This window comes from Arthrobacter sp. HY1533, from assembly GCF_027568515.1.
Lineage (GTDB): Bacteria > Actinomycetota > Actinomycetes > Actinomycetales > Micrococcaceae > Specibacter.
The window spans coordinates 114840-128817 of sequence record NZ_JANKZF010000001.1 but is presented as its reverse complement, the minus strand read 5'-3'; the positions used below and the strand labels follow the sequence as shown (position 1 = coordinate 128817).

At 59.0% G+C, this 13978-nt stretch carries 16 protein-coding genes; 6 read left to right on the top strand and 10 right to left on the bottom strand.

The features are described from left to right. Positions 1 to 12 precede the first annotated feature (12 nt). Positions 13 to 285, top strand: a complete 273-nt coding sequence (locus tag PCK14_RS00655; protein ID WP_269936526.1) for a hypothetical protein — start codon at positions 13 to 15, stop codon at positions 283 to 285. Between the two features lie 450 nt (positions 286 to 735). On the opposite strand, the gene PCK14_RS00650 is transcribed toward PCK14_RS00655, so the two are convergent. Both PCK14_RS00650 and PCK14_RS00645 read right to left on the bottom strand, forming a co-directional pair. Continuing rightward, positions 736 to 1236: a hypothetical protein gene (locus PCK14_RS00650; RefSeq protein WP_269936525.1), complete on the bottom strand. Its 501-nt coding sequence runs from the start codon at positions 1234 to 1236 to the stop codon at positions 736 to 738. Between the two features lie 244 nt (positions 1237 to 1480). Then, entirely contained in the window at positions 1481 to 1888 is a 408-nt protein-coding gene (locus tag PCK14_RS00645) for a hypothetical protein (RefSeq protein ID WP_269936524.1), read from the bottom strand. Positions 1889 to 2253: 365 nt separating this feature from the next. On the opposite strand from PCK14_RS00645, the gene PCK14_RS00640 reads away from it, so the two are divergent. From PCK14_RS00640 to PCK14_RS00630, 3 genes are all read left to right on the top strand, one after another. Then, positions 2254 to 2703, top strand: a complete 450-nt coding sequence (locus PCK14_RS00640; protein ID WP_269936523.1) for a hypothetical protein — start codon at positions 2254 to 2256, stop codon at positions 2701 to 2703. Positions 2704 to 2756: 53 nt separating this feature from the next. Next, positions 2757 to 3281: an ATP-binding protein gene (locus PCK14_RS00635; RefSeq protein WP_269936522.1), complete on the top strand. Its 525-nt coding sequence runs from the start codon at positions 2757 to 2759 to the stop codon at positions 3279 to 3281. Between the two features lie 140 nt (positions 3282 to 3421). After that, positions 3422 to 4054: a class I SAM-dependent DNA methyltransferase gene (locus tag PCK14_RS00630; RefSeq protein WP_269936521.1), complete on the top strand. Its 633-nt coding sequence runs from the start codon at positions 3422 to 3424 to the stop codon at positions 4052 to 4054. A gap of 157 nt (positions 4055 to 4211) precedes the next feature. On the opposite strand, the gene PCK14_RS00625 is transcribed toward PCK14_RS00630, so the two are convergent. Together PCK14_RS00625 and PCK14_RS00620 are read right to left on the bottom strand one after the other, a co-directional pair. After that, positions 4212 to 4610 carry a hypothetical protein gene (locus PCK14_RS00625; RefSeq protein ID WP_269936520.1) on the bottom strand — a complete coding sequence of 133 codons (399 nt, stop codon included), beginning with the start codon at positions 4608 to 4610 and terminating at the stop codon, positions 4212 to 4214. Between the two features lie 529 nt (positions 4611 to 5139). After that, positions 5140 to 5688 (bottom strand): GNAT family N-acetyltransferase, encoded by a 549-nt coding sequence (locus tag PCK14_RS00620; RefSeq protein ID WP_269936519.1) that lies wholly within the window; start codon positions 5686 to 5688, stop codon positions 5140 to 5142. A gap of 154 nt (positions 5689 to 5842) precedes the next feature. Between PCK14_RS00620 and PCK14_RS00615 the strand changes: the two genes are divergently transcribed. After that, complete coding sequence (locus PCK14_RS00615; RefSeq protein ID WP_269936518.1) at positions 5843 to 6004, top strand: hypothetical protein; 162 nt, start codon at positions 5843 to 5845, stop codon at positions 6002 to 6004. A 137-nt stretch (positions 6005 to 6141) separates the two neighbouring features. Here the strand turns inward: PCK14_RS00615 and PCK14_RS00610 are convergent, their stop codons facing one another. Together PCK14_RS00610 and PCK14_RS00605 are read right to left on the bottom strand one after the other, a co-directional pair. Beyond that, positions 6142 to 6642, bottom strand: a complete 501-nt coding sequence (locus tag PCK14_RS00610; RefSeq protein ID WP_269936517.1) for a hypothetical protein — start codon at positions 6640 to 6642, stop codon at positions 6142 to 6144. 169 nt (positions 6643 to 6811) lie between these two features. Next, positions 6812 to 7267, bottom strand: a complete 456-nt coding sequence (locus PCK14_RS00605) for a hypothetical protein (protein ID WP_269936516.1) — start codon at positions 7265 to 7267, stop codon at positions 6812 to 6814. A 272-nt stretch (positions 7268 to 7539) separates the two neighbouring features. Between PCK14_RS00605 and PCK14_RS00600 the strand changes: the two genes are divergently transcribed. Beyond that, the gene (locus PCK14_RS00600; protein WP_269936515.1) at positions 7540 to 8076 is read left to right on the top strand and encodes a hypothetical protein; all 537 of its coding nucleotides are present in this window, start codon (positions 7540 to 7542) and stop codon (positions 8074 to 8076) included. A 95-nt stretch (positions 8077 to 8171) separates the two neighbouring features. On the opposite strand, the gene PCK14_RS00595 is transcribed toward PCK14_RS00600, so the two are convergent. The 4 genes from PCK14_RS00595 to PCK14_RS00580 form a co-directional block, all read right to left on the bottom strand. Further along, positions 8172 to 9371, bottom strand: coding sequence for an LCP family protein (locus PCK14_RS00595; RefSeq protein WP_269936514.1), 1200 nt, complete (start codon positions 9369 to 9371; stop codon positions 8172 to 8174). Between the two features lie 140 nt (positions 9372 to 9511). After that, entirely contained in the window at positions 9512 to 11803 is a 2292-nt protein-coding gene (locus tag PCK14_RS00590; protein WP_269936513.1) for a glycoside hydrolase family 65 protein, read from the bottom strand. A gap of 80 nt (positions 11804 to 11883) precedes the next feature. Next, positions 11884 to 12615, bottom strand: coding sequence for an HAD family hydrolase (locus PCK14_RS00585; RefSeq protein ID WP_269936512.1), 732 nt, complete (start codon positions 12613 to 12615; stop codon positions 11884 to 11886). A gap of 25 nt (positions 12616 to 12640) precedes the next feature. Further along, on the bottom strand, positions 12641 to 13669 hold the full coding sequence (locus PCK14_RS00580) for a LacI family DNA-binding transcriptional regulator (protein WP_269936511.1): 1029 nt from the start codon (positions 13667 to 13669) through the stop codon (positions 12641 to 12643). Positions 13670 to 13978 lie beyond the last annotated feature (309 nt).

Genomic DNA, 13978 nt, shown 5'->3' with positions numbered 1-13978 from the left:
GAAGATCTCCCCTTGATGCTTATCGAGGACGTCGAACGCGGTGATGAGGCATTCTTGATCGTCGAGGAACTCGCCGATTCGACGGGGCAAACCTATGTGCAGTCCATGCGCAATAGTGACGGAACATTTGATGTTGAGCGTCGGGAAGGAACCCCTGATCGGCACTACGTCACGAAAGTGGTAGACATGCGAGTCGCACACGCCGTAGTCACGTCATGGGCGTTCGATGCTGCACCCAAAGTTGAATCCCTTGTCTGGAGTCGACTCCTATTCGAGGATCAATAGTACGAAGTGCCGCTGCGGACACCCCTCGCAACTTCTATCGTTATGGGCTTACCCGATGTAGCTTGAATCGACTAGGAATAGGTACTCCTGTCCCGCGGAGGCTTCCGTTTGCGGTCATGCGGACGAGTATTGAAAATGACAGTCTCTCATTGGCGCGGAAGTCCCACCAGAGGAGTGTCCCAGTTCCTGGGAAGTGGGAGACGTGGAGTCGGTGATCGTCTCGCTGCTGCAAGTTGAAACGGGTCTGATGATGTCATCGGCAACGTCACGGACGGTCGAGGATTATGGCGCCTTTTTTCAGTTGGTGCAGAGTAATGCGTCCTGCCCAGGGATGAACCTGCAGGCGGGTGACCACGGTTGTGTTCCACTTCCTTGGCAGTGGAACACTCTCGTGGAGGGAAAACATACACCCGGGGTCGTCTGCCCGGCGTATGAGTCGAAACAGATAGGTCAGTTGCTTCGTATCGCTGAGTTCGGGAGCCGAACTATTACTTCTCCGCAGGTGAGCAGAAGATCTACAGCGTTGGTTTCCAGAACGCAAAGGTCGGATTTGAAGGGTTTTGTGGAGCCCGTACCAGGAAATTTCGTGCTTATCCTTCCTTCAGAGTGATGTTCGTAGATGTGGGTGGACCGCTGGGTATAGACGCTGTAAGTGGAAGGGTCGATTACCCCGCTACTGACCACAACACTTTGGCCGTCCTCGATCGACACCTTGATGTAGTAGGTGCTAAGCAAGACCATTGTGAAGAAATGCAGAAGAAACAGCAGCTGCCAACGAGGCATCATGAAATGCAATATTTGACCCGTGTGCGATTCGGCCCAAGACCACAACATGACGACGGCGGATCCAAAAATAGCGGCCATGAGCAAGAATGCGGCACCCCAACCAAGGCGTCGGCGGTTCGACACAACGACAGGCGAATCGAGGGTGGCGGATATTTCAGAAACCACTATCTGTTCTCTAATTCATCATGGAAGCTTCTAGGTATAGACGGACCTCTTGGTGTCAGGCGACGCACTTCAGATCATTCCTTTGGCTCTGTAGCCGTAGGCGCGGCTAGGGCGGCAACTGGCTGGGAGTTCAGCTCCAAGTTTCTCAGCTGGAGAAATTTGCAGCGCCCTATCTAGGGATGATTCTGCAGGGGAGTCCCAGCGGGGGAGAGTGGTCCACTTTATTGGACGTGAGCCGCCTGGACTATGCGATCACCTCGCGGTTGGAAGTTGAACCGGGGCCGACAGTGTCATCGTCAATGTCACCGTCGGTCGGGGCCCCGGCTTCAACGGTTGTGGTTTTGTCGGGCCTTGAGGAAGAGATGAGGACGAGAATAGTCTCAGCGAAACCCGTAACGCCCCAAAGGATGAGGCACTCCACAAAGAACATCGCCTCCACGATCCCTCCGCCCGCCAGCCCTGATGACGATCCGGAAGAATCACGTTCGTCGGCAGCCATTCCCGTCAGGAAAAAAACGATTGCCATGACGGGGAGGCCCGCCAGGAGTAACCAAGCGGTGTACTTTGCCTCCTTGCGGCCGAGAAGGCGCAAGCATGCGTGCAGCAACCAGAAAACGCCGATACAAAGGGGCAGCTGGAAAAACGGGCTCATTGTTCTAGCCTTTCAGACGGTGAAGGACGAAACACCCTGCCCAGGGATGATTCTGCAGGGGAATATTTCGTTTTCTTGGAACTTGGAATAGTGCCCGACTGCGTACTCTCATCGGCGCCCCTTATGGAACGGACAACCGTGAAGCAATCTGAAGCCGACCTTCCGGTTTCGACGGCCTAAGTGTCACAATATGGGGTCACTGCGTCGCCATGAGTGGCTGCACACACCAGCTAGTCATCATCGGTTGTCATTTTGTTCCGCAAAGGGTTTCCCTTGCGAACCGTTGACCTCATCTAGAGTGAGCGTTTAGAAGCAAGACCATGTGTCAGGGGGACGCGATGGCCACAGGACCGCAAGGTACTCGATTGATTATTCGAAACGTTGCCGTTGTCGCGTCGCAGCTCGTCAATTTGTCTATTGTGGTCGGTGGGATCTACCTTGCCATCGTCGTTTCCGCCGACCTGGCACAACGGATTTCCACCTACGAGGCCATGTTCTGGCCCGTTGACAACGACGTTACGAGGGGCCCAGCAATCGTCATCGTCTCGGCGGGACTCGCTGCCGTTCTCGCCCTCGTCACCTTTCTGTTGCTGATCTACGGCCACCGGTGGGCCTGTTGGATTGACTGTCTCATCTGGATATTGATTTGGCCTGCGGCGGTGATAAATTCGCAAAGCTACTTTGGCGATACCGGGTACACGATCGCCAACACAATGTGCATTTCAGGGATATCCCTCGCAGTCATCACCTTTGTCGCCATGTCGTGCCGGAACAGCACTCAAACAAGAGACAAGGCACGCGGGCCCGGGTCCTGACGAGCTTTGTCCGCAACGCGATCCGGCTGCTTCAGGTCCGTTGGTATGAGCCGATGAGCGTATGGCTGAACGACATTCATGGCGTCGGGAAGACAACCACCGCTGCCTTCGTTCCGCAGCTGTTCCCTGATTCTCATGTGTTCGACGCCGAAAAGGTTGACGAGACCCCGATGGATGTCCACCCAGGGCTCCCCGACATGGACAATTTTCAGAACTGGCCACCGTGGCGGTCGCTTGTCGTCGAGACGGCTCAGCGCATCCTTGACTACACCGGGGGAACCTTTGTCATACCGATGACAGTTCTGGCTGAGTCATACTGGCGGGAGATCAGCCACGGTTTGGCCGCCTACGGAATCCCGGTGCGCCATTTCGTGCTTCACGCCGATCAAGGCGCCCTCCGACGGAAAAATCCAGGAAGACTCCGTGATGGGCCCCTCGGCTTTCGATTCAGCTACCTGACCCCCTGCACCGAAGCATTCCAAGGCTGGCTGGCAAGGGGAGCACACATCATCGAGACCAGCGCGGTCGCACCGGCACGGGCCGCGTCGGAAATTGTAGCGTCCGTCAACGCCTCGTAGCTTCCCAACGTTGGTTGTGGCCCACACCGCGACATGACTGTGCACTCAGGGTTCCTTGAGGTACATGGCGCTTTTGGGTAGCAACCGACACCGTGCACTGATTCCTCAAGTCGCAGCGTGTTTCATGGGAGGCTGGGGTCATGAGCCCGGGGCGAGACTACGAGAGTTATGCAGCGAAAATGCGCCACCATGCAGATGCTGGCACAGACATGGAAGTCGACGTACGTTTCATTGACATGATGAGCAAGCGATGCGCCCGGGTCCTCGATATTGGATGCGGCATTGGGAATGCTGTCAACGGACTGCGGGCCCGTGGCCACGCCGCGTACGGAATCGATCCCACGCCAGAGGTACTTGAAGTTGCCGGCGACCTCTATGACCGGACATGGTTTCGCCAAATGGCTGCCGCCGACGCCACCCCGGAACTCCTGGCACTCAACGGCTTGCCGCAGGCCTACGACGTCGTGCTCATGTCCGGAAACGTTCCGGCCTTTCTTTCAGCAAACGACCTACGCTCAACCTTTGACCAGGTGGGAGAACTGCTGGAGGCCGGCGGTATCTTAATCGTCGGAACCACCACAGCCATCCAGGGCGGACCCGTGGACCAGGACAATGCAGTGGCCGGGTCATCAATGACCCTCTCCCATCGTTTCTCGGACTGGCATCTCAGCCCGTTCCATGACGAGTCACCGTGGTCCGTGAGCGTATTCTCGGCAAACCGGTTGCGAGAATCCACTGAGGTTCCGGACGGAATGTTTATTCTGCAGGGGTAGCGGGGCGACGATACCCGTGCAGGGTTCCGCATTCGAGAAGGACCGCCAACATCCCAGTAACGGGCCAGCAGGTGTTTTTGCGGTGTCGGTTCAGAATGGGCGCGCGACCCAGGAAGCTCTGTGGGCGACTGTTCATTGCTCTGGCCGATTCCAGCGCCTAATCACATATGCTCCTACCATCGGGGATCTTGATGGTGTCAAGGACCTTGCCGGTTGCGGTGTCAATCACCATGGCATGGTTCTTCGGCCAGGAATCATCTACATGGACCTTGTAGTTGATGTCCTCTGGTGCGACGGCCTCTGCTGTCCCGTCCGGTGTCCTGCGCATGGCATCAAAAATCCGCCCTGTCTCAGACACTACCGTCACGGTCTCCCGGGGAAGTTCGGACGCATCACCCTCGACAGGGGTCGAATTCCAGATGTTCTCGAAGCCCCCGATACAGTTCTCCACGCGAGTAGAGATGTTGTCACCTGCAGCTTCAGGCGACACACCGCAGCCTGTCAGCACCATCGTTCCGACCACCGCAGTCACGGCCATAATTTTCTTCGACTTCATTTCCCCCACCGTTACGTTCAGATCTTCGCGGTATAGAGCCTAGCAGGGCTCTCCACGCCAATCTCAGGCATAGCCCTGGGCCACGATGGTCAGTGGCCGGCAGGGTGGCAACCTGGCGCGTGTTCACCGGTCAAGTCTTGCAGTTGGCACAAGAATGCCAGTCATGCCAAGGGATGAACCCATCTAACGAAGTGACCGGTGCGCATTCCTCCTACGGGAGGATGAAGCGACAAGCGTTGCCGTGCTTCGATGAATCACGAGAGTTCCTGGTAACGAAGGGAAAGTTCGCAGCTCGCCAAGCGACGGGGATGGGATGCCTATCGCGTTGGTTACACGCATTGGTGTTCAGAAAGGCAACCGGTGGGGGTGCTGGATCGATGTGCTCATCTGGCTCGTGATGTGGCTGCCAGCCAGCATCGGCCTAAATATGCACAGCGATGATGGGTTTGTCTTCGCAAGCCTAGTTTGTTCAATGGGAATCATATTGGCCATCGTGACCCATCCGCTGTTGTCGGAGAGCCACCAAGGCCTAAGGAGCCACCGTGTAAATGTCACGTCCTAGCTCGATCCAATACCTGCGTTTGACTCCAAGTTCGGTGCTGCGTACGTCTTCAAGGACGCCACCGTTTTTCTCGATTGTTCGTGCTGATGGCAGGTTTTGTTCATCACAGGTGAGCAGTACCCGTGTCAGACCAATGCTGCTGGCGTGAGGAAGGATAGATTTTAGGGCCCAAGTCGCGATCCCACGTCTACGAGCTGCTGGCCGGATGTTGTAGCCAATGTGGCCGACCGCGTCGAGCATGAGAGGCGTCAGAACGTGCCGGAGTTCGATCGCTCCCAGGTAGGTTTCGTTCTCCACAATCCAAAACCTGTTCGCGGTCACTTGCACCCCGCTGAACAGCATTGCTGGATCAGCGGGCAGGGTCAGGCGCTTTATCCAGGCTTCGAAGTCCTCAGTCGTTTCGAACCGATCGCCAGGGCGGATACCTGAACCGTCCTGGTGGCCGTCTGGCCACTCACCCTTGGCTTCCACCCATGATTCATGGAAGGAGACGGCCGGGTCGACAAGTTTAGGCATGAAACTCAGCGTACCAAGCGTCCCGGCGGGGGCTCCGTCATTGAAACAAAGGCTAGGCCCACTGAGTACTTCATCAGTACGCCAACATGCAAGTTGACGCCGTTGATGTGCGGACCGCTTTCGATCGAGCTGCCTAATCTGACAGAGTAAGTCCATGGATATCACTTTGTTGCTCGTCGTCTTGATTCTCATCGTTCTGTTCGCGAGCATCAGCATTATTGGTGCGCTACATCGGATTCGCAACGCGAGTGAAAAAGCACTCGCCATTCTGGAAAGTCAGAACGCTCGGCAGAACACAGACGAGCCGTCCCGGTAGCCGTTGGGCTCTCAGGTACTCACGATAGCCCGCTCCGTTTGTCTGTGCCCCTTGGGATATTGCTGTCCCAGCGATCTTGAGAGAAGTCTGGCGGCCAAGGAATTCGATTGCAATGGCTGGCGCCATGTCATGGGATCTTAGAAGCCGAGGCTTCCAGCACGGGATCCTGCGCGCAGACGTTTCTTGCTTCTTGGCCGTTCCGGCCACATATAGACCAGGTACCTTTCACTCGATTCCTCGACAGCGAGATCGAAGTCAGCGTCACGGCCGACAGCATGAACCCGAACCCTGTAATCCATTGGCCCATTATCAAGCACCCCAACCACGATCGGCAGGGATTCAAATCCCGCAACGACAATCTCGCCTTGTTCTGCGCGGAGCGGATATTCTTCGATATCTTCCCAACCGGAGGCCAGGTCCTCCGGTCCAACAGAGCAAACCTCGACAGTAACGTCCACAACGCCTGAATAAATGCCAGTTTGCACTTCGAGCGACATCGGCTGGACCGGCGCCGGGATTGCTCCTGTCATGCGCCCCTGTAGCAGGACCAACGGGTCAATGCGCGAAGCCTCTGGCTGAGACCCAATCACCAGACAATGGCCTGTCACGCTAACGCGAATCGGCTTGTTTGCTGCCATAGAGCCTTACCCCTTTCATAGCGTCCCGTTTAGGGTCGCCAAGAACTTCGAAGAGCGAATGAAATGACTGATCACTAAAAACATACGTACCATCCCGCGGAGCCTTCGGTTTGCGGCGCCAGATTCGCTCTACAGTTCTCGTGCTTAAGGGTGACGCAGTTGATGGGCTTTACGGATCTCGGACGAGAATGTTTTCCGTAACCTTGGTCCAGCCAGGTTCTAGTTTTTCTGTTTCAGAGTCATCTGCAAGGAGTCGTGCGGATGACATGGCTGCTCCAGTTGTCTCGAGGATCTCGCCAGGGCCGGTATTCGGGCCACATCCCATAACCCAATTCGGGGGCTCGCCAGGTGGAACTACTGCGAGGCACGCTGTCTTGGAATCATCGCTTTCCGCAACGAAATAGCGGACTCCATCACGGGTTGCCAGCAGCCGCGCTGATTCACGGTTGGCAGGATCGGGGACGGTGATGAAGGCAGGCAAAGCATCTTCGGGTGTGGCGTCACGGTCGAGTGCCGTGATTCCTGTCTGCCCGGAACAGCCGCTCAGCAGAAGAAGCGCAAGGCCCGAAGCAGTAACTAGCGAAACCGATGACCATTTCATTAAATCCCCCAAGATCGATTTCACTAGACGCTACAGCATGAGTGCCTAGCCAAACAACGAATAGGACCCCACGACGTTCGGTAAGGTTTCCCGCAGAGGGTTCCCCTGCGAAACAGCGTGAACCGAGAGTCATTGCGCCTCGGGTTGCGTGATTTGGCCTTGGAAAGAATGTGACTTTTTTAGCGTTGAAAGCGACAGCCTTGGGATGTGGCTGTGCCGAGAGCTTCTGTCTTCCTGCCGGGTTGATTTCCTGTGGGCCACTGGTCATCCGCTGCATTCCGGCCTAGCGTGGCTGGATGACATTGATAGAACGTTTTGTGAGAGAAATTCCGCAGCCTGAAGCCATCGTTGACCTGGTTGAAATAGCGGTCCTCCATCCTTGGCCCAAGAGTCAGGCTGAAAAGGATGCCTTGTTCAAGCGTCTGGGATGGGGCCCCGGAAAGAAGTTTCCCGCGAGCACAAACGATTCTCGTGACATCGCGGATCATTTTCACCTGGAAGCAAGTGACGACGGCCCTCCCATCTTCGCCACTTCGCGGGAACTTGACGGACTCATAGAGTCAATACATTTACAGCTCCGACTGGATTCAGCGCCGCCAGACCCCGATGCAACTCGTTGCTTCGACGCCATTCTCAGTCAGTTGACAGGCATCCACGGGGAGCCAACCATTCCATGGCACGGCCAGAAGGGTTTGCGGAAGATGTGGCACGTCAACGACATAGACATTGATATCACCTACAACGACAGCCGCAGCGCACTCACGATCGGAATTCAGGACGAACGGTCCTTCGCCGCAGTGGAAGCCTACGCCCGAGCCAACACCGTGGAATGAATTCCGCATCCTCCACCAGCTACCTTGCCCAGTCACGCAGTGGCGCCCGCTGTCCCGTAGACGGTTCCCGTCATGGTGCTGATCCTTCCTCGCTGCTAGAAGCCTGATGCTTTTTGGCAGGTCTGCTGATCCGCGTTCTGCCCGTTGAGAGGTTCCGTTAATGCGGGCGGAGTCGTTTCGGCGGGAGCGTTCAAAGTCGCCTCGGGGGCTTCGGTGGTGGGCTGTGCTGCGGTTGGTTCGGTTTGGGCTGGCGCCGAGGATTCCCCCGATGGCTGGGGTCCAACCGACTTGGCGATGTCTTGGTCGGCGATGATGGCCTGAAAGAGCCGTTTGGCCGGTTCTTCCTGGAGTTGAACCCGGTTGCTGTCGTAGATGTAGGCCTCGTTGGGTACGGTGACGAAGGAGACGTTCTGGGTATCGACGTCCTTGAGGCGACTGGCCAGTTGGAGCAGAGCTGGAATGTTGGCCAGAGATTTGTCCAGGGTGACGTTCTTGGTGACAGTGTCGGCGATGGAGTACAGCTTCGGGATGTTGGTCAGTGTGTCTTCGCTCTTGATCTTGCGCACGAGCGAGGAAAGGAAGCCTTGCTGGGCAGTGATCCGGGCCAGGTCGCTGGAGTCCCCGAAGGCGCTTCTGGTCCTCAGGAACGCCAAGGCGTCCTCGCCCTGAATCGTGCTGTTTCCTGCGGGCAACTTCAAGTGTGACTTGAGATCATCGATCGGCTGGTCAACACAGACTTCAACGCCGCCAACTGTGTTGCTCAGGTCCACGACCGCGTTGAAGTCGGCGACCATGAAATGGCCGAAGGAGATGCCAGTTAGATCGCCCAACGTTTTGCGGAGGCAGGATGGCCCGCCCATCTTGAGCGCGGCATTGAGCATTTGGGCATCCATGGCCGGCCAGGGGTCACCACCTGCTGCATCCACACAGCCGGGGAACGGGGCCACTGTGTCCCTGGGAATGCTGACGACTGTAACCCGCTGGCGATCACCGGAGACATGCACGGCCATCATGACATCGGCAAATCCCTCGCCGCCGGAATCGTCCGCACTGCCATACCTGGAATCCGCTCCCGAACGGGTATCGGTCCCCACCACCAAAATGTCGATCGGGCTCTTGTCATCCTCCGGTGGAGCCGAGGTTTGGGTCTCTCCAGGCTGGTACAAATCCTCTGACTGGATATTGTTCTGCAGCTTGACGTACGCCGCCGCCCCGGCACCCAGGACGAGAACCGACACCAGCAACAGGGCGATGCCGATCTTGGCCCAGATGGTTGGTTTCTTTTTCAGGGACAAATGCCTGGCTTGTGGGACGGTGCCGGACAGTCCGCCACTCGTGGCGTCTGGCAGGGGCCAATGACCTCGGCGCTGATTCTGTGGCTCGACCCCGGCCCGTCTTTTCCCCATGGAGCCTGATTCTACTGCGAGACCTCCATTTAGCCCGCCAGGGGGACCAGGACGGGCGCCTCAGCCAGAGCAACTGTTACAGGGGCGCCCGCGGCGACGGACACCACGGTGTCCCGGACCTTGAGCTGGAGGGGCGTGCCGGCGTCGTACGTGAACGTGATGCCGGCATGCGTGAGGGAGACGCCCAACAGTCCGCCGCGGATCTTCAGCTTGAAGTCCAGGCTGTCCCAATCGGCGGGCAGGCGGGGGTCGAAGTTCAGCATAGCACCCTGGTCTCGCATGCCGGCAAAACCGGATACGAGCGAGCTCCAGATGCCGCCCGTGGAGGCGATGTGGACGCCGTCGATCGTGTTGTTGTGCGAGTTGTCCAGGTCGATGAACAAGGCCTCGGTGAAGTGGGCCATGGCCTGCACCGGGTGGCCCACCTCGGCTGCCATGATGCCCTGCACGCACGCCGACAGGGTGGAGTCTCCGGTGGTGATGGGGTCGTAGAAGTCAAAGGCGCGCCGTTTTTCCTCGGCCGTGAAATCCTGCCACTGCAGGAACATCGCAAGCACCGTGTCGGCCTGCTTGAGCACCTGGTGCCGGTAGATGACCAGTGGGTGGAAGTGCAGCAGCAGCGGGTATTTCTCCCGCGGGGTGTCCCAGTCCCACGCCTCCAGGGTCATGAAGTCATTGTCCTGGGAGTAGATATTGTGCTCCCGGGAAAAGGGCAGGTGCATGCGGTCTGCGGCCTCCCGCCACACAGCCCTTTCCTCGTCGGTGACCCCGGGATGCGCGCATGCGGCGGCCGCACGCAGGTTGAAGCGCGCCATCACGTTCGTGTAGAGGTTGTCGTTGACCACTGCCGTGTACTCGTCCGGGCCGGTCACCCCGTGAATGTGGAAGGAACCGTCGGCGCCAAAGAAGCCCAGCGACACCCACATGCGGGCCGTCTCAACGAGCAGGTCCGCGCCCTGATGGTCCTTGAAGTCGGCGTCGGCGCTGGCCCATGCGTACCGGTTGGTAGCGAAGGCCACGGCCGCGGCAATGTGGAACTGCGCGGTGCCCGCGGCATAGTACGCGCTGGACTCCAGCCCGTTGATGGTCCGCCAGGGGAACAGGGCACCGTCAACGCTCAACTCGGCGGCACGCTCCTTGGCCAGCGGCAACAGGTCATGGCGGAACTGCAGGACCGCGCGGGCCGCTTCTGGCTTGTTGTACGTCAGGTACGGCAGCAGGTAGATTTCCTGGTCCCAGAAGTAGTGCCCCTCGTAGCCGGAGCCGGAGACTCCCTTGGCGGGGATGCCCGCCACGTCGGCACGGGCCGTGGCCGCGGCGAGCTGGAACAGGTTCCACCGCACCGCCTGCTGCAGTTCCGGCAGGGCACCCACCACGATGTCGCTCGTGGCCCAGTACCGGGCATAGTGGGCGGTGCTGTCGGCAAGAATCTCCGGCACCGGGCGCAACTCGGCGGCGGCCACGGCGCGCACATCCGTGTCCTGCCCACTGTCGGCCACCGCGTAGCTCACGGATTTCTCCAGCGTGAGCGTGTCCCCGGCTGCTACGGCCACGACGTACCGGACGGTGCTGAGGTCCTGGTCCACCACGGTCTCCACGGGCAGCTCTTGCGTGGACAAGACGTGGTCGACGGCGACTCCCACCCGTTGGTGCGACTCGGCAGTTTGCCAGGACATGCGCAGCGATCCGCCGGCACCCTCCAAATCAAGCGGCAGCAAGACCCTGCCGGCGTGACGGCCCGAGCGGCGCGGGTCGGAGATGGATTGGTCCTCCACGGGCTGGTCCTGCCGGTTCACCAGCATGGAGGTGATGTCAGCGTTGACATCCCGGTCGCTGCGCAGCGACAGGGACAGCCCAAGGTTGCTGCGCACCTCAAAACCCACAGCACGCCGTTCCGTGGTGGTGACCACGGCGCCGGAACGGCAAGCCCAGGTGATCTCGGCGGCGTAGATGCCTGTCGCGAAGTCAACGGAGCGCCGGTATTCAAGGACGGCGGAACTGAGCAAGGAGAGTTCCTCCCCGTCAATGACCACAGTGAAGTTGTGGGCGTCCGGCACGTAGAGGATCCGCTGGCCCGTGCGGGCAAAACCAAACGCGTTTTCTGCGTGCTTGATCTCCCACGTTTCGTGGAAGCCGTTGATGAACGTTCCGGGCAGTTCGGTGTCCGCGGGGGAGAAGTGGGCACCGCGGATGCCCAGATGGCCGTTGCCAATGCTGAAGTTGGTTTCCAGCGCGCCCGCCTGTCCGGGGGCGTGCCTTGTTTCCAGCAGCTTCCACGGGTCTACGGGAAAGCGGGTTCGATCTGATGAAATCAGTGCCATAGCGGTTGGCGGTCCTTGGTTACTAGTGGTGGCGTCATGTGGAATCCGGTGGGGCGGTGGTGCAGTGGTGCAGTGGCGAGTCACAGCAAGTCGGCGAGGTCATCCACCACGTAGCTGGCTCCGGCGTCGAGCAGCGTCTGGGCTCCGGCTCCGCGGTTGACCCCGATGACGGAGTGGAAGTCGCCTGCCGCCCCGGCCTGCACACCTGAGACGGCGTCCTCCACCACGATGCACGTGTTGGTGGGCAGTCCCAGCAGTTCTGCTGCATAGCTGTACGTTGCATGGTGTGGTTTCCCTGGCAGGTGCTTGGCGTTGGCCACCACCCCGTCCACCACGATGGGGAAATGCTTCTCCAAGCCGGCTGCCTTGAGCACCGCAGGGGCGTTCCTGGATGAGGAGACCACAGCGAGGATCAGGCCGCGGGCCTCGGCCTCGGCAATGAACCGCACAGATCCCGGGTAGGGGGCCACCCCGCGGGAAGAGACGATGTCATTGAACACCTTGTTTTTGCGGTTTCCCAGGCCGTGGACGGTGTCCAATGACGGGTCATCACTCAACCCGCCTTCGGGCAGCACGATGCTGCGTGAGGCCAGGAAATCGCGGACCCCGTCAAAACGGGGCTTGCCGTCAATGTGCTCAAAGTAGTCGTTGCCGCGGTAATGCTGCGTGGAGCGAATCCGGGACAAATAGCCGTCGAAGAGTTCCTTCCATGCGGTCTCATGGACCTCGGCGGTGGGTGTGAGCACACCATCGAGGTCAAAGAGGACTGCCTTGGCTCCGGCCCAGGGGTCGAGGGGGGAGTGTGCGTGCACGGTGTGTCCTTTCAGACGTGTGATGTTAGCGCTTGCGCCGGGTGCTTTTGCGGGTGAGCAAGGTGGTGGGCAGCACGTGGTTTGCCGGTTCAAAGTCGGCATCCGGGTTTTGCAGCCTTTCCTCGAGCAGGTTCGCCGCGAAGGCGCCTTGGTCGGCAACGGGTTGTTGCACGGTGCTCAGCCCCATGAACCTGCTCATCGGGTGTTCATCCAGGCCGATGATGGAAACGTTCTTTGGCGCGGACAGTCCATGTTCCCGCAGAGCAGTCAGGGCGCCGAAAGCAGTTTCGTCGCAGCCGGCAAATATGGCGCTTGGAAGTCGCCGGTTCTCAATGAGATCGTTCATGGCATGCTGCCCCCTCTCAATGCTGGAACCGGCGTCGATCATCAGGTCGGGGTCTGCCATGAGGTCCCGGTCGGCAAGGGCCAATTCAAAGCCGTGACGCCGTTCCGTGGCGGTCAGCACCGAACGGTTGCCCTTTTCGCGGTCGGAAAGGATGGCCAGGTCCCAGTGACCCAGGTCCAGCAGGTGTTCGGTGGCCGAACGGGCAGCGGCGACGTTGTCGATGCCCACGTTGTCCCAGGGCACGTTGTGCATGCCCACGCTGACCACTGCCAGTGGCGATGCAGCCAGGGCCTCGATTTCCTCATCCGACAAGTCGATGTTGAGCAGCAGCACACCGTCCACTTTTTGCGACAGTGCAGCCAGGTCCCCAAACAGGCGTTGGTGCACTGCTGGGTTGTTGCGCAGGCTGATGATCATGGTGTCGTGTCCGCTGGCGGCAAACACCTCCTCGGCCGACTCCACGGCATGGGCAAAGAACCATGCGGTGGTGGTGGGGGCGATGATGGCGATGGAGCCGGTGCTGCCGCCAGCCAGCCGGGAGGCCGCGGACGAGGCCACATACCCCAGCTTGGCCGCAGCATCGGCGACCTTGGCATGGGATGTTTCCGAAACGTTGGGGAGCCCCCGCAGGGCCCTCGAAACTGTGCATATGGACAATCCGGACAGCATGGCAACGTCCTGGATGGTGGCACGGTGGAGCTTACCCATTTAACACGGCCTCAGCCCTTTCCTTAACAGATGCAGTGGTCAATACGTGGTTCATAAATCGTGCTCACAAAATGGTGGATTGCGAACTCAAGCAGGCGTCAAAACCAGGGCGTTGTCCATGGAACTCACCTGCAGGGGAAAGGGCGGGGATTATGGGTAATCCTGCACTCACGGAGACTAGTGTAAGCGCTTACAATCGAAGATTGCAAAGGATTGGTGGAGGTCAATATTCGGTCGGCGCAGGTGACGGGGGAGCGGACGCTTAAGGCAGAACGGCGGCAGGCCACCTTTCACTGAAGGTGGCCTGCC

What these genes read in the sequence shown, in the direction of transcription:
- PCK14_RS00635 (WP_269936522.1), top strand. Translation starts at nt 2,757, where the DNA reads ATGAGCGTATGGCTGAACGACATTCATGGCGTCGGGAAGACAACCACC.
- PCK14_RS00630 (WP_269936521.1), top strand. Translation starts at nt 3,422, where the DNA reads ATGAGCCCGGGGCGAGACTACGAGAGTTATGCAGCGAAAATGCGCCAC.
- PCK14_RS00600 (WP_269936515.1), top strand. Translation starts at nt 7,540, where the DNA reads ATGACATTGATAGAACGTTTTGTGAGAGAAATTCCGCAGCCTGAAGCC.
- PCK14_RS00610 (WP_269936517.1), bottom strand. Translation starts at nt 6,642, where the DNA reads ATGGCAGCAAACAAGCCGATTCGCGTTAGCGTGACAGGCCATTGTCTG.
- PCK14_RS00625 (WP_269936520.1), bottom strand. Translation starts at nt 4,610, where the DNA reads ATGAAGTCGAAGAAAATTATGGCCGTGACTGCGGTGGTCGGAACGATG.
- PCK14_RS00580 (WP_269936511.1), bottom strand. Translation starts at nt 13,669, where the DNA reads ATGGGTAAGCTCCACCGTGCCACCATCCAGGACGTTGCCATGCTGTCC.
- PCK14_RS00615 (WP_269936518.1), top strand. Translation starts at nt 5,843, where the DNA reads ATGGATATCACTTTGTTGCTCGTCGTCTTGATTCTCATCGTTCTGTTC.
- PCK14_RS00645 (WP_269936524.1), bottom strand. Translation starts at nt 1,888, where the DNA reads ATGAGCCCGTTTTTCCAGCTGCCCCTTTGTATCGGCGTTTTCTGGTTG.
- PCK14_RS00590 (WP_269936513.1), bottom strand. Translation starts at nt 11,803, where the DNA reads ATGGCACTGATTTCATCAGATCGAACCCGCTTTCCCGTAGACCCGTGG.
- PCK14_RS00620 (WP_269936519.1), bottom strand. Translation starts at nt 5,688, where the DNA reads ATGCCTAAACTTGTCGACCCGGCCGTCTCCTTCCATGAATCATGGGTG.